Source organism: Pseudomonas sp. GCM10022186, from assembly GCF_042656385.1.
In the GTDB taxonomy this organism is placed as follows: domain Bacteria; phylum Pseudomonadota; class Gammaproteobacteria; order Pseudomonadales; family Pseudomonadaceae; genus Metapseudomonas.
Window position 1 is genome coordinate 184,070 of record NZ_JBHSOU010000071.1, and the last position, 22,206, is coordinate 206,275.

Annotated in this window: 21 protein-coding genes; 17 read left to right on the plus strand and 4 right to left on the minus strand. The window is 66.5% G+C overall.

Annotated elements, in window-relative coordinates; all coding sequences use genetic code 11:
* Window positions 1-71: 71 nt before the first annotated feature.
* The gene (locus tag ACFPU0_RS27325; protein WP_377696424.1) at window positions 72-752 is read right to left on the minus strand and encodes a hypothetical protein; all 681 of its coding nucleotides are present in this window, start codon (window positions 750-752) and stop codon (window positions 72-74) included.
* Between the two features lie 273 nt (window positions 753-1,025).
* Here ACFPU0_RS27325 and xerD point away from each other — a divergent pair, with 273 nt between their 5' ends.
* The 4 genes from xerD (at window position 1,026) to thrC (ending at window position 5,754) form a co-directional block, all read left to right on the plus strand.
* A complete protein-coding gene (xerD, locus tag ACFPU0_RS27330) occupies window positions 1,026-1,922 on the plus strand; it encodes a site-specific tyrosine recombinase XerD (RefSeq protein WP_377696425.1) in 897 nt (298 codons plus the stop codon).
* Window positions 1,923-2,107: 185 nt separating this feature from the next.
* A complete protein-coding gene (locus ACFPU0_RS27335; RefSeq protein ID WP_377696426.1) occupies window positions 2,108-2,836 on the plus strand; it encodes a disulfide isomerase DsbC N-terminal domain-containing protein in 729 nt (242 codons plus the stop codon).
* Window positions 2,837-2,946: 110 nt separating this feature from the next.
* The gene (locus tag ACFPU0_RS27340) at window positions 2,947-4,251 is read left to right on the plus strand and encodes a homoserine dehydrogenase (RefSeq protein ID WP_377696427.1); all 1,305 of its coding nucleotides are present in this window, start codon (window positions 2,947-2,949) and stop codon (window positions 4,249-4,251) included.
* A gap of 93 nt (window positions 4,252-4,344) precedes the next feature.
* Window positions 4,345-5,754, plus strand: a complete 1,410-nt coding sequence (thrC, locus tag ACFPU0_RS27345; RefSeq protein WP_377696428.1) for a threonine synthase — start codon at window positions 4,345-4,347, stop codon at window positions 5,752-5,754.
* A gap of 193 nt (window positions 5,755-5,947) precedes the next feature.
* Here thrC and ACFPU0_RS27350 read toward each other — a convergent pair whose 3' ends face one another.
* Window positions 5,948-7,147 carry a CaiB/BaiF CoA transferase family protein gene (locus ACFPU0_RS27350; RefSeq protein ID WP_377696429.1) on the minus strand — a complete coding sequence of 400 codons (1,200 nt, stop codon included), beginning with the start codon at window positions 7,145-7,147 and terminating at the stop codon, window positions 5,948-5,950.
* Window positions 7,148-7,348: 201 nt separating this feature from the next.
* Here ACFPU0_RS27350 and ACFPU0_RS27355 point away from each other — a divergent pair, with 201 nt between their 5' ends.
* The 13 genes from ACFPU0_RS27355 to ACFPU0_RS27415 all read left to right on the plus strand — a co-directional run bounded on the left by ACFPU0_RS27355 (window position 7,349) and on the right by ACFPU0_RS27415 (window position 20,893).
* Window positions 7,349-8,503, plus strand: coding sequence for a GGDEF domain-containing protein (locus ACFPU0_RS27355; protein ID WP_377696430.1), 1,155 nt, complete (start codon window positions 7,349-7,351; stop codon window positions 8,501-8,503).
* A gap of 72 nt (window positions 8,504-8,575) precedes the next feature.
* Window positions 8,576-9,115, plus strand: coding sequence for a YaeQ family protein (locus tag ACFPU0_RS27360; protein WP_377696431.1), 540 nt, complete (start codon window positions 8,576-8,578; stop codon window positions 9,113-9,115).
* 70 nt (window positions 9,116-9,185) lie between these two features.
* Window positions 9,186-10,901 carry a single-stranded-DNA-specific exonuclease RecJ gene (gene recJ, locus ACFPU0_RS27365; RefSeq protein ID WP_377696432.1) on the plus strand — a complete coding sequence of 572 codons (1,716 nt, stop codon included), beginning with the start codon at window positions 9,186-9,188 and terminating at the stop codon, window positions 10,899-10,901.
* Window positions 10,902-11,181: 280 nt separating this feature from the next.
* Entirely contained in the window at window positions 11,182-11,604 is a 423-nt protein-coding gene (locus ACFPU0_RS27370) for a YciI family protein (RefSeq protein ID WP_377696433.1), read from the plus strand.
* A 29-nt stretch (window positions 11,605-11,633) separates the two neighbouring features.
* Window positions 11,634-12,047, plus strand: a complete 414-nt coding sequence (locus ACFPU0_RS27375; RefSeq protein ID WP_377696434.1) for a VOC family protein — start codon at window positions 11,634-11,636, stop codon at window positions 12,045-12,047.
* An 83-nt stretch (window positions 12,048-12,130) separates the two neighbouring features.
* Window positions 12,131-13,837: a SulP family inorganic anion transporter gene (locus ACFPU0_RS27380; protein ID WP_377696435.1), complete on the plus strand. Its 1,707-nt coding sequence runs from the start codon at window positions 12,131-12,133 to the stop codon at window positions 13,835-13,837.
* 37 nt (window positions 13,838-13,874) lie between these two features.
* Window positions 13,875-14,321 (plus strand): nucleoside deaminase, encoded by a 447-nt coding sequence (locus ACFPU0_RS27385; RefSeq protein ID WP_377696436.1) that lies wholly within the window; start codon window positions 13,875-13,877, stop codon window positions 14,319-14,321.
* 277 nt (window positions 14,322-14,598) lie between these two features.
* A complete protein-coding gene (locus ACFPU0_RS27390) occupies window positions 14,599-15,708 on the plus strand; it encodes an AI-2E family transporter (RefSeq protein WP_377696437.1) in 1,110 nt (369 codons plus the stop codon).
* Window positions 15,709-15,723: 15 nt separating this feature from the next.
* Window positions 15,724-17,262: an efflux transporter outer membrane subunit gene (locus tag ACFPU0_RS27395; protein ID WP_377696438.1), complete on the plus strand. Its 1,539-nt coding sequence runs from the start codon at window positions 15,724-15,726 to the stop codon at window positions 17,260-17,262.
* The gene (locus ACFPU0_RS27400; protein ID WP_377696439.1) at window positions 17,259-18,380 is read left to right on the plus strand and encodes an HlyD family secretion protein; all 1,122 of its coding nucleotides are present in this window, start codon (window positions 17,259-17,261) and stop codon (window positions 18,378-18,380) included. The genes ACFPU0_RS27395 and ACFPU0_RS27400 overlap by 4 nt, the downstream gene beginning before the upstream one ends.
* Entirely contained in the window at window positions 18,370-19,401 is a 1,032-nt protein-coding gene (locus tag ACFPU0_RS27405; RefSeq protein ID WP_377696440.1) for a DUF2955 domain-containing protein, read from the plus strand. The genes ACFPU0_RS27400 and ACFPU0_RS27405 overlap by 11 nt, the downstream gene beginning before the upstream one ends.
* Window positions 19,402-19,413: 12 nt before the next feature.
* Window positions 19,414-19,854: an ion channel gene (locus ACFPU0_RS27410; protein ID WP_377696441.1), complete on the plus strand. Its 441-nt coding sequence runs from the start codon at window positions 19,414-19,416 to the stop codon at window positions 19,852-19,854.
* Between the two features lie 55 nt (window positions 19,855-19,909).
* A complete protein-coding gene (locus tag ACFPU0_RS27415; RefSeq protein WP_377696442.1) occupies window positions 19,910-20,893 on the plus strand; it encodes a cysteine synthase A in 984 nt (327 codons plus the stop codon).
* Between the two features lie 235 nt (window positions 20,894-21,128).
* Here ACFPU0_RS27415 and ACFPU0_RS27420 read toward each other — a convergent pair whose 3' ends face one another.
* A complete protein-coding gene (locus ACFPU0_RS27420) occupies window positions 21,129-21,605 on the minus strand; it encodes an ester cyclase (protein WP_377696443.1) in 477 nt (158 codons plus the stop codon).
* Window positions 21,606-21,782: 177 nt separating this feature from the next.
* The coding region (locus ACFPU0_RS27425; protein ID WP_377696444.1) for an aldehyde dehydrogenase family protein at window positions 21,783-22,206 on the minus strand (424 nt) is incomplete at its 5' end.

The window sequence follows — 22,206 nt, forward strand, 5'->3', positions numbered from 1 at the left end:
TTGCGTCATGCTGGCTGGGATGTCCCGACCATGACGGGCGGAATTGCCCTTGCACCGGCATGGGACACGTATCAATTGCGCAGGGCGATCTTCAGCGACGCCTGGGACAGGTCGATATCGTTCAGCGTCAGGCTGCCGAAGCTCTGGTCCCGGGGGGCACCGGCGACGCGGATGTTCTCGAAGCGCAGTTCGCCGATGGAACTGGGCAGGTGCAGGTTCACCGAGCCGTCCGGGTTGACCACCGAGGCCATCCGTTCGGTGGCGTAGACCACGTCCTGCATCGCCGTCTCGGCGTCGAGGTTTTCCAGCAACGGCATCACCAGCTTCGCCAATTGCCTGAGCGCCCCCGGGCCATCGCCATTTTCCGCCTGCAGGAACAGGCCTTGCAGCACATCATCCAGTCCCTGGGCGCTGACATTGCTCATTTCCAGGTCGGTCAGCGGATGCAGGTTGTGCGGGATCTCCTGGCGGCTGGTGCCGACGGGCGGTTGCAGGCGCTGGATATCGGCGCTGGCCATCTGGAAGGGGCTCATCAGCGCGGCCACGAGAGTAGCCGCCAGACGCAGGTTGCTCTGTTTCTTCAGGGCATTGGTCAGTTGCTTCTGGGTCAGCAGGCCTTGCGCTACCAGTACTTCACCCAGCCGCATCCTGTTGGTGAGCTGCATCTCGATCGCGGCATCCAGCTGCCGGGGGGTAATCAGGCCCTTGCTGACAAGGATCTGCCCCAGGCGCGAGTTCATTTGGTGGGCCATGGTCGGGTACCGGCGATGAGTGATAGCAGGATGAAATCATCTACGGCCAGCCCGATCCTGTCACCCAACCAAGGATAGGCTGGCATCGCCGCCTGTCAGTGTGATGGGGGCAGGAAGCGATCGGTGGTAACACCAGGTTGCACGTTGGTTTCGATCGGCTCCGCCGGGGGGCCGGTCCGTTGTCGGTACGGGGCGGAGACTTGGCCGAATCCGGGATGAAATGAAGTGGGCGCTGTGGAAGACTAGTGCCTCGTCACTGAAAAGCAGTCCCTCATGCCCGCGCTGGACCATCCCCTCATCGACCGCTTCCTCGACGCCCTATGGCTGGAGAAAGGCCTCTCCGAGCACACCCGCTCGGCCTACCGCAGCGACCTCGCGCACTTCAACGGCTGGCTCGATGAACGTGGCCTTTCCCTGGACAGGGCAGGGCGCGACCTGATCCTCGACCATCTCGCCTGGCGCCTGGAGCAGGGCTACAAGGCCCGCTCCACTGCGCGCTTCCTCTCCGGCCTGCGCGGCTTCTACCGCTTCCTGCTGCGGGAGAACCTGATTGCCGAAGACCCGACCTTGCAGGTGGACCTGCCGCAGCTGGGCCGGCCGTTGCCCAAGTCGCTGTCCGAGGCGGACGTGGAGGCCCTGCTGGAAGCACCTGACCTGGACGACCCCATCGGCCTGCGCGACCGCGCCATGCTCGAAGTGCTCTATGCCTGCGGACTGCGGGTGACCGAGCTGGTGAGCCTGACCCTGGAGCAGCTCAACCTGCGCCAGGGTGTGCTCAAGGTGTTCGGCAAGGGCAGCAAGGAGCGCCTGGTACCCCTGGGCGAGGAAGCCATCGCCTGGCTCGAGCGCTACCAGCGCGAGGCGCGGCCCTTCCTCCTCGACGGCAGGCCCAGCGACGTGCTCTTCCCCAGCCTGCGCGGCGAGCAGATGACCCGCCAGACCTTCTGGCACCGCATCAAGCACCAGGCCCAGGTGGCCGGTATCGGCAAGTCCCTGTCGCCCCACACCCTGCGCCACGCCTTCGCCACCCACCTGCTCAACCACGGCGCCGACCTACGGGTGGTGCAGATGCTGCTCGGCCACAGCGACCTCTCCACCACCCAGATCTACACCCATATCGCCCGGGCCCGCTTGCAGGAACTGCATGCCCGTCACCACCCCAGGGGGTGAAGAGCCGATCAAGGGCGCTGGAGGCTGAGGGCTGGACGAAAAGGAACGGCAGGGTGCGGACGATATTCGTTCAGCCTTCAGCCTTCAGCCTTCAGCCTTCAGCCTCCAGGCGGGCGTCTGCGCGCCTGGGCTTCTGTGGTAGGCTTGGACAGTTTCCGTACGTCCGCCGCTCGACAGGAGTACCCATGCGCGTGACCCGTCTCATCGCCGGCCTGGCCCTCGGCCTCGCCAGCACCATCAGCCTCGCCGACGATCCGGAGCAGGCCATCCGCAAGACCCTCGACGCCCTGCAACTCGGCCTGCCCATCGAATCCATCGGCGAAAGCCCGATGAACGGTGTCTACCAGGTCCAGCTCAAGGGCGGCCGCATGCTCTACACCAGCGCCGATGGCCAGTACCTGATGCAGGGCTACCTCTACCAGGTGAAGGACGGCAAGCCGGTGAACCTCACCGAGCAGGCCGAAAGCCGTTCCATCGCCAAGGAAATCAACGCGATTCCCAAGAGCGAGATGGTGGTGTTCGCACCCAAGGAGCCGGCCAAGGCCCATATCACCGTGTTCACCGATACCGACTGCGGCTACTGCCAGAAACTGCACAGCGAAGTGCCCGAGCTGAACCGCCGTGGCATCGAGGTTCGCTACGTCGCCTTCCCGCGTCAGGGCATCGGCAGCCACGGCTACAACAGCCTGGTCAGCGTCTGGTGCGCCAAGGACCGCCAGGCGGCCATGAACAAGGCCAAGTCCCGCGAGGAGCTGCCGCCGGCCCAGTGCGACAATCCGGTGGCCAAGCAGTTCGAACTGGGCCAGATGATCGGCGTCAACGGTACCCCGGCCATCGTCCTCGGCAATGGGCAACTGATCCCCGGGTACCAGCCGGCACCGCAGTTGGCCAAGATCGCCCTGGAGGCCAAGTAATCCGGGCGCCCGCCTCGATTGACCAATATTCGGCCGCTTCGTAAAGTGCGGCTCTTTTCCTCGGCCGGGGCACACCCGGCCGTTTTCGCAGTGATGATGGGGAGTTCAGCGTGAAGCCGGTAAAAGTAGGCATCTGTGGCCTGGGGACCGTCGGTGGCGGCACCTTCAACGTACTCAAACGTAACGCCGAGGAGATTGCCCGCCGTGCCGGGCGTGGAATCGAAGTTGCCCAGATTGCCGCTCGTCGTCCCAACCCGAAGTGTGAAACCGGCGCCACCCCCATCACCGCCGACATCTTCGACGTGGCCAACAACCCGGAAATCGACATCGTCATCGAGCTGATCGGTGGCTACACCCAGGCCCGCGAACTGGTCCTCAAGGCCATCGAGAACGGCAAGCATGTGGTCACCGCGAACAAGGCGCTGATCGCCGTGCATGGCAACGAGATCTTCGCCAAGGCCCGCGAGAAGGGCGTCATGGTCGCCTTCGAGGCCGCCGTGGCCGGCGGCATCCCGGTGATCAAGGCGATCCGCGAAGGCCTCTCCGCCAACCGCATCAACTGGCTGGCCGGCATCATCAACGGCACCGGCAACTTCATCCTCACCGAAATGCGCGAGAAAGGCCGCGCCTTCGAGGACGTGCTGAAGGAAGCCCAGGCCCTGGGCTACGCCGAAGCGGACCCGACCTTCGACGTCGAAGGCATCGATGCCGCCCACAAGCTGACCATCCTCGCCTCCATCGCCTTCGGCATCCCGCTGCAGTTCGACAAGGCCTACACCGAGGGCATCTCGAAACTGACCAGTGCCGACGTCAACTACGCCGAGGCCCTGGGCTACCGCATCAAGCACCTGGGCGTGGCGCGCCGCACCGACAGCGGCTTCGAGCTGCGCGTGCACCCGACCCTGATCCCGGCCGACCGCCTGATCGCCAACGTCAACGGCGTGATGAACGCGGTAATGGTCAACGGCGACGCCGCCGGCAGCACCCTCTACTACGGCGCCGGCGCCGGCATGGAAGCCACCGCTTCCGCCGTGGTCGCCGACGTGGTGGACGTGGTCCGCGCCCTGACCACCGACCCGGAAAACCACGTGCCGCACCTGGCCTTCCAGCCGGATTCCCTGTCCGACCACCCGATCCTGCCGATCGAGGCCTGCGAGAGCGCCTACTACCTGCGCATCCAGGCCAAGGACCACCCGGGCGTGCTGGCCCAGGTGGCGACCATCCTGTCGGAACGCGGCATCAACATCGAATCCATCATGCAGAAGGAAGTCGAAGAGCATGACGGCCTGGTGCCGATGATCCTGGTTACCCACCGGGTCGTCGAGGCGCGCGTCAACGACGCCATCGCCGCATTGGAAGCCCTCGATGACGTGGTGGGCAATGTAGTCCGCATTCGCGTGGAACAACTCAACTAATCGCAGCCGCAAGCCGCAAGCCACAAGCTGCAAGTCCCCGTCGCTTGCAGCTTGAAGCTTGAAGCTTGAAGCTCAAACCGAAGGTTTGTACCTATGCGCTATATCAGTACCCGCGGCCAGGCTCCGGCCCTGAACTTCGAAGACGTGCTGCTGGCGGGCCTGGCCAGCGACGGCGGCCTCTACGTCCCGGAAAACCTGCCGCGTTTCACCCAGGAAGAAATCGCTTCCTGGGCGGGCCTGCCGTACCACGAGCTGGCCTTCCGCGTGATGCGCCCCTTCGTCGCCGGCAGTATCAATGACGCCGACTTCAAGAAGATCCTCGAGGAAACCTACGGTGCCTTCGCCCACAACGCCGTGGCGCCGCTGCGCCAGCTGAACGGCAACGAGTGGGTGCTGGAGCTGTTCCACGGCCCGACCCTGGCCTTCAAGGACTTCGCCCTGCAACTGCTCGGCCGCCTGCTCGACCACGTGCTGGTCAAGCGCGGCGAGCGCGTGGTGATCATGGGCGCCACCTCCGGCGACACCGGCTCGGCCGCCATCGAAGGCTGCCGCCGCTGCGAGAACGTCGACATCTTCATCCTGCACCCGCACAACCGCGTGTCCGAGGTGCAGCGCCGGCAGATGACCACCATCCTCGGCGAAAACATCCACAACATCGCGGTCGAGGGCAACTTCGACGACTGCCAGGAGATGGTCAAGGCCAGCTTCGCCGACCAGGGCTTCCTCAAGGGCACCCGCCTGGTGGCGGTCAACTCGATCAACTGGGCGCGGATCATGGCCCAGATCGTCTACTACTTCCACGCGGCCATCCAGCTCGGCGGCCCGGCGCGTTCCGTGGCCTTCTCGGTGCCCACCGGCAACTTCGGCGACATCTTCGCCGGTTACCTGGCGCGCAACATGGGTCTGCCGATCAGCCAACTGATCGTCGCCACCAACCGCAACGACATCCTGCACCGCTTCATGAGCGGCAACCAGTACGTCAAGGACACCCTGCACCCGACCCTGTCGCCGTCCATGGACATCATGGTCTCGTCCAACTTCGAGCGCCTGCTGTTCGACCTGCACGGCCGCAACGGTGCCGCCATCGCCAACCTGATGGACACCTTCAAGCAGGGCGGCGGCTTCAGCGTCGAGGAAGACCGCTGGACCGAGGCGCGCAAGCTGTTCGACTCCCTGGCCGTCGACGATGAAGCCACCTGCGAGACCATCGCCGAAGTCTTCAAGGACTGCGGCGAGCTGCTGGACCCGCACACCGCCATCGGCGTGCGCGCCGCCCGCGAATGCCGCCGCAGCCTGGCCACGCCCATGGTGATCCTGGGCACCGCCCATCCGGTGAAGTTCCCCGAGGCGGTGGAGAAGGCCGGCGTCGGCCAGGCCCCGGCGCTGCCGGCGCACCTGGCGGACCTGTTCCAGCGCGAGGAGCGTTGCACCGTGCTGCCGAACGACCTGAAGCAGATCCAGGCCTTCGTCAGCCAGCACGGCAACCGCGGCAAGCCGCTGTAAGCCAGGGCGCCAGAAACGGAAAGGCCGGCTCCCGCAAGGGGCCGGCCTTTTTTCTGGCGATTGATCGCGAAGCTTGTAGGGGCGAATTCATTCGCCAAGGGATGCGCAGCATCCCCATTCGACCTCGCGGGGCAGACCTCCGGCCTGCTTGGCGAATGAATTCGCCCCTGCAGAAAAACCGCCCCGTTCGACCTCAGATAGCTCCTTCCCCCTTCAACGCCGCCACCTGCTCGGCGCTGTAGCCCAGGCCCGCCAGCACCTCGGCGTTGTGCTCGCCCAGCTCCGGGCCTATCCATTCGCTGGAGCCGGGGGTCTCGGAGAGTTTGGGCACTATGCCCGGCATCTTGAACGGCTTGCCGTCCGGCAGCTTCGCCGAGAGGAACATCTCGCGGGCGAGGAATTGCGGGTCGGCGAACATGTCTTCGGCGGAGAAGATGCGGCTGGCCGGCACCTCGGCGCGGTTCAGCACCGCCAGCACCTCGTCCAGCGGCAGCGAACCCACCCAGCGGTCGATCACCCCGTAGAGTTCGTCGCGGCGCGCATCGCGGCCGTCGTTGCTGGCGAGCGACGGGTCTGTCGCCAAGTCTTCACGGCCGATGGCCAGCATGAAGCGCTTGAAGATGGCATCGCCGTTGGCGCCGATCTGCACGTGGCGGCCGTCGGCGGCGGTGTGGATGGAGGAGGGGGTGATGCCCGGCATGATATTGCCGCTGCGTTCGCGGATGAAGCCGAACACGTCGAACTCCGGGACCATGCTTTCCATCATGGCGAACACCGCCTCGTACAGCGCCACGTCCACCACCTGGCCCTGGCCGCCGTTCACTTCCCGGTGGCGCAGCGCCATCAGCGCGCCGATCACGCCCCAGAGGGCGGCGATGGAGTCGCCGATGGAAATGCCGGTGCGCACCGGCGGGCGGTCCTCGAAGCCGGTGATGTAGCGCAGCCCGCCCATGGATTCGCCCACCGCGCCGAAGCCCGGCTGGTCCTTGTAGGGGCCGCTCTGGCCGAAGCCGGACAGGCGCACCATCACCAGCTTCGGGTTCAGCGCGTGGATCACCTCCCAGCCCAGGCCGAGCTTCTCCAGCACGCCTGGGCGGAAGTTCTCGATCAGGATGTCCGCCTCGGCCAGCAGCCGCTTGAGGATCTCGCGGCCCTCCGGGTGCTTGAGGTTCAGGGTCAGCGACTTCTTGTTGCGCGCCTGCACGAACCACCAGAGCGAGGTGCCCTCGTAGAGCTTGCGCCACTTGCGCAGCGGGTCGCCGCCGTCGGGGGATTCGATCTTGATCACTTGCGCGCCGAATTCGGCGCACAGGCGCGAGGCGAAGGGCCCGGCGATCAGAGTGCCGAGCTCGATCACCTTGAGGCCGGCGAGGGGTTTGGCAGGAGCGTTCATCGGGTTTTCCATGGGCCGGACGATGGCGGCGACTCTACTCCGCGGGGCCCGCTGCGAACAGTCCGGTTTGCCGCTGGCGCCCCCTTCGAGGCCGACTTAAAGTGCTTGTCAGGACCTTCGATCACGTGCGCGAACCACCATGCCAAGCCGCCTCGCGATCCCCTGCCGCCCGTCGCCGCGCCCGCGTCGGGAGGAGGGGCCATGCAACTGAACATTCCCACCCTGGTGTTGGTGGATATCTACGTTCTCGCCCTGGTCGGCCTGCTGATGCTGCATGCCTGGCGCCGTGGCCGCCGCGAGCCGACCCTCGGCTACCTGGCCGCCACGCTGCTGCTCGGTGCCCTGGGGACCGTCCTGGGCAGCCTGCGCGGCATCGGCATGGACTTCGTGCCCCTGGTGCTGGGCAACGTGGTGCTGCAGTTGTGCGCGGCACTGAACTGGACCGCCTTGCGTGTCTTCACCGGACGCCAGCCGCACCTGCCGGGTATCTGCGCCGGGGCGGCGATCTGGGCACTGCTCTGCCTCAACCCGGCCTTCTACGAGTCGCTGACGGTGCGGGTGGTGCTCAGCTCGATGATGACCGTCTGCTACGCGGGCCTCGGCGCCTTCGAACTCTGGCGCAGCCGCAAGAGCCTGGAAGTGGCCTATGTGCCGGCGCTGCTGCTGAGCCTTTTCCATATGGCCTTCTACTGCGTGCGCATCGTGGTCGACCGCGGCATGCCCTTCGACCAGGCGATCGCCAGCAGCGGGCAGGGCACCAGCTTCTTTTCCCTGCTGGTGTTCGAGACCCTGCTCTATGCCATTGGCATCGCCTTCGTCACCCTGGCCATGGTCAAGGAGCGCGCCGAGCTGAAATTCCGCGCCGCGGCTTACTGCGACCCCCTAACCGGCGTCGGTAACCGCCGCGCCTTCATGACCACGGGCGAATACCTGCTGGAAAGCTGCGAGCACCGCGGTGAACCGGTGGCCCTGCTGCTCTGCGATCTCGACCACTTCAAGCGCCTCAACGACAGCTATGGCCACGCCGCCGGCGACGAGGCCCTGGTGGCCTTCACCCGCATCGCGGTCGGCAGCATGCGCAAGCAGGACGTGTTCGGCCGCATCGGCGGCGAGGAGTTCGCCTGCCTGCTGGCCGACGCCGACGACGAGGCCGGCGCCCAGGTGGCCGAGCGCATCCGCCGCGAATTCGCCGAACTGCCTTTCCAGGAGCCGGGGGAGCTCAGCGTCAGCATCGGCATCGTCAGCTCGAAGGAAGCCGGCTATGACCTGTTCCGCCTGCTTTCCCTGGCCGACGACGCCCTCTACGCCGCCAAGGACAAGGGGCGCAATCGCATCCAGCGCTACCCCGCCGATTAGCCGGAAGGCCCAGCCAAGGCCGTGGATTCAGGGTAGACTTGCCGCCCTCCGCGAATAACCAAGAAGCCCGCCATGGCCCTCCAAGCGACCCCCTACAAAGTCGAGCTCAACCTCACCGACCTCGACCGCAGCGTCTACGAGAACCTGCGCTTCACCGTCGCCAAGCACCCCTCGGAAACCGAGGAACGCCTGGCCGTGCGGCTGATCGCCTACGCCCTCTGGTACCACGAGCAGCTGTCCTTCGGCCGTGGCCTGTCGGACGTGGACGAGCCGGCCCTGTGGGAAAAGAGCCTGGACGACCGCGTCCTGCACTGGATCGAAGTGGGTCAGCCGGATGCCGAGCGCATCACCTGGTGCTCGCGCCGCACCGAGCGCTTCAGCCTGGTGGCCTACGGCAACCTGCGCGTCTGGCAGACCAAGGTGCTGGACAGCGTGCGCGGCCTGAAGAACATCAACGTCGTCGCCGTCGGCCAGGAAGCCCTGGAAGAGCTGGCGCGCGACCTGCCGCGTTCGGTCAGCTGGAGCGTGATGATCAGCGACGGCACCCTGTTCGTCACCGATGAGCGTGGCCAGCATGAAATTCCCCTGGAGTGGCTTGCAGGAGAGCGTTGACGCCTCCGGACATCCGCCAGGCCCTGTCCCGGAGGGGAGAGGGGAACATGAGTCATAGATCGGATCTGCCATGCGTATCGAACACCGCGCCCTTCCCGCTGTCCTGCCCGACCTGGGCGACCTGCCGCCCCTGTTGACCCGTCTCTACGCCGCCCGAGGCGTGCAGTCCGCGGCTGAACTGGACAAGGGCCTGGCGCGGCTTATCCCCTACCAGCAGCTCAAGGGCATCGAGGCCGCCGTCGACCTGCTGGTGGAGGCCCTGGAAAAGCGCCAGCGCATCCTCTACGTCGGCGACTTCGATGCCGACGGCGCCACGGCCAGCAGCGTCGGCGTGCTCGGCCTGCGCATGCTGGGTGCTTTCCACGTCGACTACCTGGTGCCCAACCGCTTCGAATACGGCTACGGCCTGACGCCCGAAATCGTCGCCGTGGCCCTGCAGCGTAGCCCTGACCTGCTGGTGACCGTGGATAACGGCATTTCCAGCGTCGAGGGCGTGGCCGCCGCCAAGGCCGCCGGGCTCAAGGTGCTGGTCACCGACCACCACCTGCCGGGGCCGGAACTGCCGGCGGCGGATGCCATAGTCAACCCCAACCAGCCGGGTTGCGACTTCCCCAGCAAGTCCCTGGCCGGGGTCGGCGTGATCTTCTACGTGCTGCTGGCCCTGCGTGCGCGCCTGCGGGAGCTGGACTGGTTCGCCCGTGCCGGGCTCAAGGAGCCCAACCTGGGCGACCTGCTGGACCTTGTGGCGCTCGGCAGCGTCGCCGACGTGGTGCCGCTGGACGCCAACAACCGCATCCTGGTTCACCAGGGCCTGGCGCGCATCCGCGCCGGCCGTGCGCGGCCCGGCCTCAAGGCGATCCTCGAAGTGGCCGGGCGGCCGGCGGGGCGCATCACCTCCACCGACCTCGGCTTCATCCTCGGCCCGCGCCTGAACGCCGCCGGCCGCCTGGACGACATGAGCCTGGGCATCGAATGCCTGCTCTGCGAAGACGAGGCCCTGGCCCGCGACATGGCGGTGCAGCTGGACCAGCTCAACCAGGACCGCAAGGCCATCGAGCAGGGCATGCAGCGCGAGGCCCTGGCCCAGTTGAAGAACTTGGCCCTGGAGGACATGCCTTTCGGCCTCTGCGTGTTCGAACCGGACTGGCACCAGGGCGTGATCGGCATCCTCGCCTCGCGCCTGAAGGAGCGCTACCACCGCCCGACCATCGCCTTCGCCGACGCCGGCGACGGCCTGCTCAAGGGCTCGGCGCGCTCGGTGCCGGGCTTCCATATCCGCGACGCGCTGGACGCCGTGGCCGCCCGCCATCCGGGGCTGATCAGCAAGTTCGGCGGGCATGCCATGGCCGCCGGCCTGTCGCTGCCTGTGGAGAACTTCGGCGCCTTCGCCGCCGCCTTCGACTTCGAGACCCGCCGCCAGCTCTGCGAAGACGACCTCACCGGTCGCCTGCTTTCCGACGGCCAGCTGAGCATCCAGGAGTTCCACCTGGAACTGGCCCGCGCCCTGCGCCTGGCCGGCCCCTGGGGCCAGCACTTCCCCGAACCGCTGTTCCACGGCGTGTTCCAGATCGTCCAGCAGCGTCTGGTCGGGGAGCGCCACCTGAAACTGGTGCTGAAAAGCGAATGCGGTTCCCTGCAACTGGACGGCATCGCCTTCAATATCGACCGCGAGCACTGGCCCAACCCCACGGTCCGTTGGGCGGAGCTGGCCTACAAGCTGGACGTCAACGAATACCGTGGCCAGGAAAGCGTGCAGCTGATGGTCGCGCATATCGCGCCACGCTAGGGCGAGGCCTCGTAGGGTGGACATCGCTTTTCATGTCCACCATTCGGTGCTCGGCCGGGCTCCGATGGTGGACCGGTGAAGCGTGGTCCACCCTACGTCAGCTTTGTGCTGCCATTCACCCGTCACCCCATCCTCGCAAGTCCTCCATCCGGGGCTACGCTGTCCCAGTCCCGCGCCGTCGGAAAGATTTTCCGGCCTGCTGTCGATTCCGTCGTTTCCCCTTCGACCAATAGGCACAGCCAGCAGGCAAGGGCCGCGGGCAATCAACAGGAGAAAGACAATGCGCTTCATGGTGATAGTCAAAGCAACCAGGGAATCGGAAGCCGGCATCATGCCCAGCACGGAACTGCTCGCGGCCATGGGCCAGTACAACGAGGAACTGGTGAACGCCGGCGTCCTCCTCGCCGGCGAAGGCCTGCATCCCAGTTCGAAGGGCGCGCGGGTGGTGTTCAAGGGCAAGGACCGCAGTGTGATCGATGGCCCCTTCGCTGAAACCAAGGAACTGATCGCCGGCTTCTGGCTGTTCAAGGTCGACTCCCTCGAAGAGTGCATCGAATGGGTCAAGCGTTGCCCCAACCCCATGCCCACCGAGTCCGAGATCGAGATCCGCCAGGTGTTCGAGGCCGAGGACTTCGGCGACGAGTTCACCCCCGAACTGCGCGAGCAGGAAAAGCGCGTCTTCGAGAAAGCCAAACAGCAGTGATCGCTGTAACCCGACGACAGGAGACAGTCATGAAGATCGATCCCTACCTCACCTTCGACGGCCAGTGCGGCCCGGCATTCCAGTTCTACGCCAAGGTGCTCAACGGCACCCTGGAAGCCTTCCTGACCTTCGCCGAAAGCCCGGCCTGCAACGAGGTGCCCGAGGAATTCCGCGACAAGATCATGCACGCCCGCCTGGCGGTGGGCGACCAGGTGATCATGGGCTCGGACTGCCCGCCCCAGGCGCCATTCGAGGGCATCAGTGGCATCAGCATCTCGATCAACGTCGACCGTATCGCCGAGGCCGAGCGGGTGTTCAACGCCCTGGCCGAGGGCGGCCAGATTCAGATGCCCCTGGAAAAGACCTTCTGGGCCGCGCGCTTCGGCATGCTCATGGACCAGTTCGGGGTGCCCTGGATGATCAACTGCGAGAAGGATCAATAATTCTCAAAAATGACCGCGGCGCCGGGAAAATTCCGGCGCCGTTGATAAGCTTTCCAGGATCGAACCTCCCAAGGACCGATCCGATGCGACTGCTTCAATGGCTGCGCAATCGCGCCGGCAATTTCCACTATCGTCGCGACTGGCTGCGTGTCGACCTGATGGCTGGCCTGTCGGTGGCCGCCGTGCAGATTCCCACGGCCATCGCCTATGCGCAGATCATCGGCTTTCCCGCCCAGGTCGGCCTCTACGCCTGCATCCTGCCGATGCTGATCTATGCCCTGGTAGGCGGCTCCCGCCAATTGATGGTCGGCCCCGATGCCGCCACCGCCGCGATGGTCGCCGCGGCCATCACCCCGCTGGCCGCCGGTGATCCGCAGCGGCTGATCCATCTGTCGATGATCGTCGCGGTGATGGTCGGCCTGCTGTCCATCCTCGCCGGCTTCATCCGCGCCGGCTTCATCGCCAGCTTCCTGTCGCGGCCGATCCTGGTGGGTTACCTCAACGGCATCGGCCTCAGCCTGCTGGCCGGCCAGCTTGGCAAACTGCTGGGCTACCAGAGCGAAACCAGTGGCTTCATCGCCGGGCTGCTGGCCATGATCCGCAACCTCGCCAATACCCACCTGCCGACCCTGGCCCTGGGCGCCGCGACCCTGCTGCTGATGATCCTGCTGCCGCGCCGCTGGCCAAGGCTGCCGGTGGCCCTGGTAGCCATAGTGCTGGCCTCGGTGGCAGCTGCCTGGCTGCAACTGGATCGCCACGGCGTGGCCTTGCTGGGCGCCGTCCCGGCCGGGCTGCCGGAGCTGAGCTGGCCCCGCGCCAACTACCATGAACTGCTCAGCCTGCTGCGCGATGCCACCGGGATCACCATCGTCAGCTTCTGCAGCGCCATGCTCACCGCGCGCAGCTTCGCCGCCCGCCACGGCTACGCCCTCGACGCCAACCACGAATTCATCGCCCTGGGCCTGGCCAACGTCGGCGCCGGGGTGTCCCAGGCCTTCGTCATCAGCGGCGCGGATTCGCGCACGGCGGTGAATGACCTGGTGGGCGGCAAGAGCCAACTGGTCAGCGTGGTGGTGGCCCTGGTGATAGTCGCCGTGCTGGTGTTCCTCCACGGCCCGCTGGCCTGGGTGCCCATCGCCGCCCTGGGGGCGGTGCTGATGCTGGCGGGCTGGGGGCTGATCGACCTGCGCGCGCTCAAGGCCTTCTGGCGTCTCAGCCGCTTCGAATGCGGCCTCTGCCTGCTGACCACGGTGGGCGTGCTGGGCGTCGGCGTGCTGCCCGGCATCTTCGTCGCCATCACTCTGGCCCTGCTGCGCCTCCTGTATTTCACCTACCGTCCCAGCGACGCGGTACTGGGCTGGGTGGAGGGTGTCGACGGCCAGGTGGAGCTGAGCCGTTATCCACAGGCCAGCACCTTGCCGGGCCTGCTGATCTACCGCTTCGACGCGCCGCTGCTGTTCTTCAATGCCGACTACTTCAAGCAGCGCCTGCTGCACCTGGTGGAGCATGCGGACCACCCGCGCGCAGTGCTGCTCAATGCCGAAACCATGATCAACCTCGATCTCACTGGCCTCGCCACCCTGCGCGAGGTGAAGCAGACCCTGGCGGCCAAGGGCGTCCATTTCGGCTTCGCCCGCCTCCTGGGCCCGGCGTACGACCTGCTGCAACGCTCCGGCGAATTGGGTGAACTCAAGCCGCCGCTGGTGTTCAGCTCGGTCCGGGCGGGGATCAATGCCTACGAGCGTTGGCTGGCAAAGCAGGCCTTGCAGGAGCCGGACAAGGTCGCGTAAACAACCCGTTCAACCCATCGGAACACAAGGAACGACCATGGACCCCTTCATGCAAGCCGCCATCGAGGAAGCCCGCCAGGGCCTGGCCGAGGGCGGGATACCGATCGGCTCGGTGATCGTCCACAAGGGCCGCATCATCGGCCGCGGCCACAACCGCCGCATCCAGGAGGGCAGCGCCATCAAGCATGGCGAAATGGACGCCTTCGAGAATGCCGGCCGCCAGCCCGCCAGCATCTATCGCGAGGCGGTGCTCTACACCACGCTGTCGCCCTGTTCCATGTGCAGCGGGGCGATCCTGCTCTACGGCATTCCCAAGGTGATCATCGGCGAGAACCGCACCTTCATGGGCGAGGAGGAATTGCTGCGCTCCCGTGGCGTGGAGCTGGAGGTGCTGCAGGACGCCCAGTGCGTGAAGCTGATGGAGGACTTCATCGAAGCCCGGCCGGAGTTGTGGAACGAGGACATCGGTGAACCGGCGGACTGACGCCAACCATAACGCCACACCCGCCAGCCAGATGCCGCGTAGCGGCTATGCTGGATTCAGCAGTCTCAGCAGTGGATCGTCGATGTTGGCGCGCGCCAGACCCGAGCGGGATATCGATGCCGGAATCCCGGCAGAAATGACAATCATTGAAGCGAAATGACTTGGATCAGTCCCCGGCGCGGCATGAGGATCTTCCGCCCATGTCCGTTGGATCGCCACCAAGCAGTGGAGATATCGGGCTGACCTCGCCTGAGTGCTACAGCAGAAGGAGAATTCGATGCTGCCAAGTTCCGTTTCGGAAAGGATCCTGTCCCGCGGCTTGATGGATGTGCTCATTCGAGCTGGCCTGGTCGCGATCCTCGCCATTTCCTGCTACCAGGTTTTCTACCCCTTCCTCAACCTGATGCTCTGGGCGCTGATCCTCGGCGTCACCTTCTACCCGCTGCACCTCAAGCTCAAGGACAAGCTGGGCATGCGTGACGGTCATGTGGCCACGCTGATCGTCCTGGTTTCCCTGATCCTGCTGATGGTGCCGATCTATTTGCTGGCATCCTCCATGGCCGAGTCGGTGCAGGGGGCCATCGAACTGGTCAAGAGTGGCGAGCTGCACGTTCCGTCACCCAACGAGTCCGTGGCCAGCTGGCCCCTGGTCGGCCAGCCCCTGTTCGACTTCTGGCAGCAGGCATCGAGCGACCTGACCAGCCTGATCAGGAAACTGTTGCCGCACCTGCGCGGCTTCGGCCTGGGCATGCTCGGCAAGCTGGCCGGCGTCGGCGCGGGCTTCCTGCTGTTCATCGCCGCGCTGATCGTGGCGGGCATCTTCATGGCCTTTGGCGAGAATGGCCATCGCAGCGCCTTGCAGATCGCCTCGCGCATCTCCGGACCCGACCGTGGGCCGCAGATCGCCCAGCTTTGCACGGCAACCATCCGTGCCGTGGCCCAGGGCGTGGTCGGTATCGCCTTCATCCAGATGCTGCTGGTGGGGATAGGTTTCGTGCTCATGGGCATCCCCGGAGCCGGCCTCCTCGCCCTGGTGGTACTGCTGCTGGGCATCATGCAGTTGCCCGTGTTGCTGATCACCATTCCGGCGATCATTTTCGTCTTCGCTACCGAAGGGGCGACTGCCGGCACCATCATCTTCGCCATCTACAGCTTCGTCGCCGGGATGTCCGACAACATCCTCAAACCCCTGTTGCTGGGGCGTGGCGTCAATGTCCCCATGCCCGTGGTGCTGATCGGCGCCCTCGGCGGCATGGTCACCGGCGGCATCATCGGGCTGTTCATCGGCCCGGTGACCCTGGCGGTGGGCTACATGCTGTTCTGGCACTGGGTGGACGACCAGCCGCAGGCGCTGGAAGACGCGGAAGAAGAGGGGCGAGCGGCCTGATCCGGACCGGGTGCCATGCTCCGTTACACCTGTCTGTGCCTGGTCCTGCTGGGCGCGCTCGGCCTTGGCGGCTGCGTGCGCCTGGGGCCGGATTTCCAGTCGCCCCGCGAACCCTGGGTCGAGCACTGGAACAGCCCGGCGCTCGAGCAGATGAGCATCGACCGGCCGCAGCCCGACTTCCTCGAGTGGTGGCAGGTGTTCGAGGACCCGGTCCTCGACGCCCTGATCGCCGAGGCGGATGCCTACAACGCCGGCCTGGAGATCGCCGGCCTGAGGGTGATGGAGGCCCGCGCGCAATTGGGCATCGCCTTGAGCGGCCGCTATCCGCAGTTCCAGCAGGCCAGCGCCGACAGCCTCTACCTGGATCGCCACCAGTCCGGCGGCCGGAACCCCCAGGACAGTCACTTCTGGCAGTACAGCGCCGGTTTCGACATCGCCTGGGAGCTGGACTTCTGGGGGCGCTTCAGCCGTGCCATCGAGTCGGCCGACGCGGCCTATTTCGCGGCCCGGGCCAACTACGAGGACGCCCTGGTGCTGCTGCGCGCCCAGATGGCGGATACCTACTTCATCCTGCGGACCTTCGAGGCCCGGCTGCGCATCGCCCGGGAGAACGCCGAACGGCAGAAGCGCAGCTTCGAGATCACCGAGCGCCTGTTCCGCAGCGGCGACAGCTCCGAACTGGACTTCCAGCAGGCCAGGACCCAGTACCTGGGCACCCTGGCCACCATCCCGGATCTGGAAGGCCAGGTCATGCGCACGCGCAACGCCCTCGCCGTGCTGATCGGACGCCCGCCGGGCCCCCTGCCCGAACTGGGCGAGCGGGAGGGGCTTATTCCACTGCCCGATCATGCGGTGTTGCAGGACGTCCCGGCCAACCTGCTGTTGCGCCGGCCGGATGTGCGTGCCGCCGAACTGGCGGTGGCCGCCCAGTCGGCCTTGATCGGTGTGTCCGAGGCCGATCTCTACCCCTCGGTGACCCTGTTGGGCAGCATCGTCTGGAGCGCTTCGACCCTCGATGGCGCCTCCGACAGTCGAGACCTTGTCGCCGGCCCCAGCCTGGTCTGGAACCTGTTCGACCACGGCCGGATCAAGAACGACGTGCGGGTGCAGGATGCCCGCCTGCAGCAGCTGATCGAAGCGTACCGCGATCGGGTACGCCAGGCCGCGCGCGAGGCCGATGATGCGGCCACCGGCCTGGCCAAGGCCCTGGAAAGCGAACGCATCCGCCGCGAGAGCGCCCTGGCCGCCCTGCGTTCCCTGGACCTGGCCAATGCCCAGTACCGCGAAGGTTTCGCCGACTTCCAGCGGGTCCTGGATGCCCAGCGCGAGCTGTTCCAGCAGCAGGAAAACTACCTGCTCAGCCGCAGCGACGCCGTGAGCAACCTGATCAGCCTGTACAAGGCCCTTGGCGGTGGCTGGTATCGCGACGGGCCGATGATCGACGACAGCACCCGTGAACAGATGCAGCAACGCACCGACTGGGATGACCTGCTGGACGAGCCGCCGGCCCCGGCCCTGCCGGACGCCGACAACGAGCAAGGTGGACGAGAATGAGCGAACAACCGCAGGCCCTGGCCGAGGAGCCGGCCAAGCCCGAACCGGCCGACGCAGCCGCGAAGGGGACCCGATGGGTGGCGCTGGTCATCATCCTGACCCTGGCGTGGTACCTCCTGGCTGATCGCTTCACCCCCTACACCCAGCAGGCGCGGGTGCAGGCCTTCGTGGTACCGGTGGCTGCCGAGGTGGCTGGCCGGGTGGTCCGGGTGCAGGTCCGCAACAACCAGGACGTCAAGGCCGGCGAGGTGCTGTTCGAAGTGGACCCGAGCCAGTACCGGATCGCCGTCGACCGCGCCCGCGCCGACCTCGAAACCATGCGCCGCCAGATCGGTGCCAGCACCGCCGCCATCGACTCGGCGCTCGCCTCGCTGCAAGCGGCCCAGGCCAACGAGCTGAAGGCGCGCCAGGACAGCGACCGCCTCGAACGGCTCTACCGGGAAGACCCGGGCACCATCTCCGTGCGCCGGCTCGAGGGCGCCCGCGCCACCCTGACGCAGGCCACCAGCCAGGTTGTCGCGGCGCGTGCCGAGGTACAGCGGGCGCGGGAGCAGCAGGGTGGCAGCGAGGAGGAAAACGCCCAGTTGCGTAGCGCCGCCACCGCGCTGGAAAAGGCCGAACTGGACCTGGCCAACACCCAGGTGCGGGCGCGCTCCGCCGGGCTGATCACCGACCTGCGAACCGATGTCGGCCAGTTCGTCGGCGCCGGCAGCCCGGTGATGACCCTGATCGCCATCCACGACCTCTGGCTGAGCGCCGAAATGACCGAGAACAACCTGGGCCATGTCGAGGTCGGCACGCCCGTGGCCATCGTGCTCGATGCGCTGCCGGGGCGGGTGTTCGACGGTCGCGTGCGCAGCGTCGGCTATGGCGTCAGCACGGGCCAGGCCCCGGCGCCCGGCACCTTGCCGACGGTGGAGAACAGCCGCGACTGGCTGCGCCCGGCCCAGCGCTTCCCGGTGATAGTGGAGTTCGCCCCCGGCGAACTGGACGAGCTGAAGGGCCTGCGCGTCGGCGGCCAGGCGGAGGTCATGGCCTTTCCCTCGGCGGGCAATCCGCTCAACCCCCTGGGCCGGCTGTTCATCTACCTGATGAGCTGGCTGTCCTATGCCTACTGAGCGCGATCCCCGTGCTCGGCGCGCGCTGCGCCTGGCCAGCGGTGTCGCCCTGTGTCTGGCGATCAGCTTCGGCCTCGCCTTGCCGATTCCCTTCCTCTCGCCGATCTTCGTGGTTCTCCTGCTGGTCACGAGCAACCGCCCGCTGCCGCTGAAGGCCGCCCCGGCGCTGGCCCTGGTGGTCATGCTCACCACCGGCGTCGGCCTGCTGATGATCCCGCTGCTGCAGCACGCGCCCCCCAGTGGCGTCCTGCTGGTGGGGCTGTGCCTGTTCCTCTGTTTCCGCTATGGCCTGCGTGGCGGGAATCCCCTGGTGGCGCAGTTCCTGGTGATTGGCCTGACCATGATCTCGGCGGCCGGCACCTTTTCCTTCGGCCTGGCGGTCATGGTCATCGAGGCGCTGGCCAAGGGCATGGTGCTCGCCGTACTGGTGGCGCTGGTCAGCCACGGACTGTTCCCGGAACCGGCCGATGCCCCGGCCGCGCCCACCCGCCCTGCGCCGGACGCCAGCGAGTCCGCCTGGATCGCCCTGCGAGCCGCCCTGGTGGTGCTGCCGGCCTTTCTCCTGGCGCTGGTCGACCCCTCCAGCTACATGCCGCTGATCATGAAGGCGGTCAGCCTCGGCCAGCAGGTCTGCGGCGCCTCCGCCCGCAACGCCGGCCGCGAGCTGCTGGGCTCGACCCTGCTCGGCGGGCTGCTGGCCATGCTGTTCTGGAGCGCCTTGAGCCTGTTCCCGCACCTGTGGATGTTCTTTCTCTGGATGCTGTTGTTCGGCCTGCTGCTGGCCCGCCGGCTTCATGCCCTGGTGGCGACACGGCAGACGCCGGGATTCTGGATGAACAGCCTGGTGACCCTGATCATCCTGCTCGGCCAGTCCGTGCAGGACAGCGAGGCCGGCAAGGACGTCTACACCGCCTTCGCGGTGCGCATGGGGCTGTTCATTGCCGTCACCCTGTACGCCTGCGCGGCGGTCTACCTGATAGACCGCCGGCGTTTCCAGCGGCATCGCCGCGAAGCCCGCTGAGAGGTCGCTGCCATGCTGCTCAATCTGCTGGTCGGTATTCCCGTGATGGTGCTTTGCCTGGTCACGCAGGCCCTGTTCGTGGCCTTCAGCCTGAGACCGTACGTCCGCTATGTGCGGGGCGGGCGGATCAGCGCATCGCCGTGGCACACCACCTGGCTGCTGTCGGTGGTGATGTTGGTGATGCTGCTGGGCAATTTCGTGCAGATGGCGACCTGGGGCGCGCTGTTCCTGGCGCTCGGGGAGTTCGACAGCTTTGCCAAGGCGCTTTACCACTCGGCGGTGAACTTCGTCACCTTGGGCTACGGCGACATCGTCATGAACGAGCGGTGGCGGCTGCTGGGCCCGCTGGAGGCCGCCAACGGCGTGCTGATGTTCGGGGTTTCCACGGCAGCCCTGACGGCGACGCTGTCGGATGTCATCAAGCACCAGTTCGAGAAGGGCAAGCCGAACTAGCGCGCGGCTAGACTGAAACTGTCCGTTCCCATGCAGCGACTCCGGGAGGTGCAGCATGGCGATCCGCGAAGGTTTCATCGGCAGCGTCGGCAACACACCTCTGCTGCGTCTCATCGGCCTCAGCGCCGAAACCGGCTGCGACATCCTCGCCAAGGCCGAATTCCTCAACCCCGGTGGCTCGGTCAAGGACCGCGCAGCGCGCTTCATCCTCGAAGACGCCGAGCGCCAGGGCCGGCTGCTGCCGGGCGGCACAGTGGTCGAAGGCACCGCCGGCAATACCGGCATCGGCCTTGCGCATATCTGCGCCGCCCGGGGTTACCGTTGCATCATCGTCATCCCCGACAACCAGTCCCCGGAAAAGCTCGACCTGCTGCGCACCCTGGGCGCCGAGGTGCGGCCGGTTCCACCCAAGCCCTACAAGGACCCGGACAACTACCAGAAGATCGCCGGCCGCCTGGCCGAGTCGCTGCCCAATGCCATCTGGGCCAACCAGTTCGACAACATCGCCAACCGCCAGGCCCACTACGCGACCACCGGCCCGGAGATCTGGGCCGAAACCGATGGCCGGGTGGATGCCTTCGTCTGCGCCACCGGCACCGGCGGCACCCTGGCCGGGGTGGCGCGCTACCTCAAGGAGCGCGATCCGAAGGTGCGCATCGTCCTCGCCGACCCCATGGGCAGTGCCCTCTACAACTGGGTGAAACGTGGCGAGCTGGTGGCCGAGGGCAGCTCCATCACCGAGGGCATCGGCACCACGCGGGTCACCGCCAACCTCGAAGGCACGCCCATTGACGATGCCGTGCAGGTGGACGACCCGGCCTGCGTGGCCATGGTCTACCGGCTGCTGCGGGAGGAGGGCTTGTTCGTCGGCGGCTCATCCGGCATCAACCTGGCCGCCGCCGTGCAGGTGGCCCGCCAGCTGGGGCCGGGGCACACCATCGTCACGCTGTTGTGCGACCGCGGCGGGCTCTATGCGGGGCGCCTGTTCAATCCCGAGTGGCTGAGGGAGAAGGGGTTGGCGGAGGCGGCCGGGGTATAGTCCGCCGCCCTGCTGCCGGCGGGGAGCCGATCGTAGGGTGCGCCATGCGCACCAAGACACCGTGCGGAGATGGCGGTGCGCGCAGCGCACCCTACGGGGAGTGGCCGGCGCGAGTCACCCCTCTCCGCTTCAGATCCGTAGGATGGGTGGAGCGGAGCGATACCCATGCTGTCAGGCTGATGGGTATCGCGTTGCTCGCGGAACACCGCCCGCCCCATCTACGGGCTACGTATGGTTACCAGCCCAGTTGCTTGTTGAAACCCAGCGCGTCGTAGTAGTCGCCCTGGTAGGTGATCTTGCCGTTCTTCACCCGTACGAAGCTGACCCCTTCGAATTTCAGCGGCTTGTTGGTGGCCGGGGTCTCGGCGCTCCAGGCGCCGCTGTTGGTGCCGGCGAACTCCCACTGGAAGGCGATGCCATCGGCGCTGACGATCGGGTCGCTGGTCATCTTCCAGGTCAGGTTCGGCACCGCGGTGATGAACACCTTGATCACATTGTCGCGGGCCGCAGCGCGACCCTGCTGCGGGGTACCGACCGTGGCGTCGAAGTACACCGCGTCCTCGGCCAGGAAGTTGGCGGCCTTGTCGACGTCATGGGCGTTCCAGGCAGCCATGTAGCCGTCGACTATGGCCTTGGCATCTTCGGCCGCCTGGGCCATCCCGGCCATGGCGCAAAGCAGGATGAAACTGAAATTACGCAGGGTGTTACGCATCGCTCGTTCTCCTGGTGGTTGCAGCGGGGGTTGCATCCTGTGGGGGCTTCACACCCTGTAGGGGCGAACTCATTCGCCAAGCAGGCCGTAGGCCTGCCCTTCGGACTCTCACAGGGCAGCTGCGCTGCCCTTGGCGAATGAATTCGCCCCTACAAGGAGCCGGCCGGGGCCAGCCCGTCAGTGCTTGAACATCACATGGCGCACCGCGGTGTAGTCCTCCAGCCCGTACATGGACATGTCCTTGCCGTAGCCGGAGTGCTTGACGCCGCCATGGGGCATTTCGCTGACCAGCATGAAATGAGTGTTGACCCAGGTGCAGCCGTACTGCAGGCGTGCGGACAGGCGGTGGGCGCGGCCGACATCGGCGGTCCAGAGCGAGGAGGCCAGGCCGTAGTCGGAGTCGTTGGCCCAGGCCAGCACCTGCTCCTCGTCGTCGAAGGCGGTGACCGAGACCACCGGGCCGAACACCTCGCGGCGGACGATCTCGTCATCCTGGCGGGCGCCGGCCAGCACGGTGGGCTGGAAGAAGAAACCGGGGCCCTCGACGCGCGCCCCGCCGGTGACCACCTGGATGTGCGGCAGGGCGGCGGCGCGCTGGACG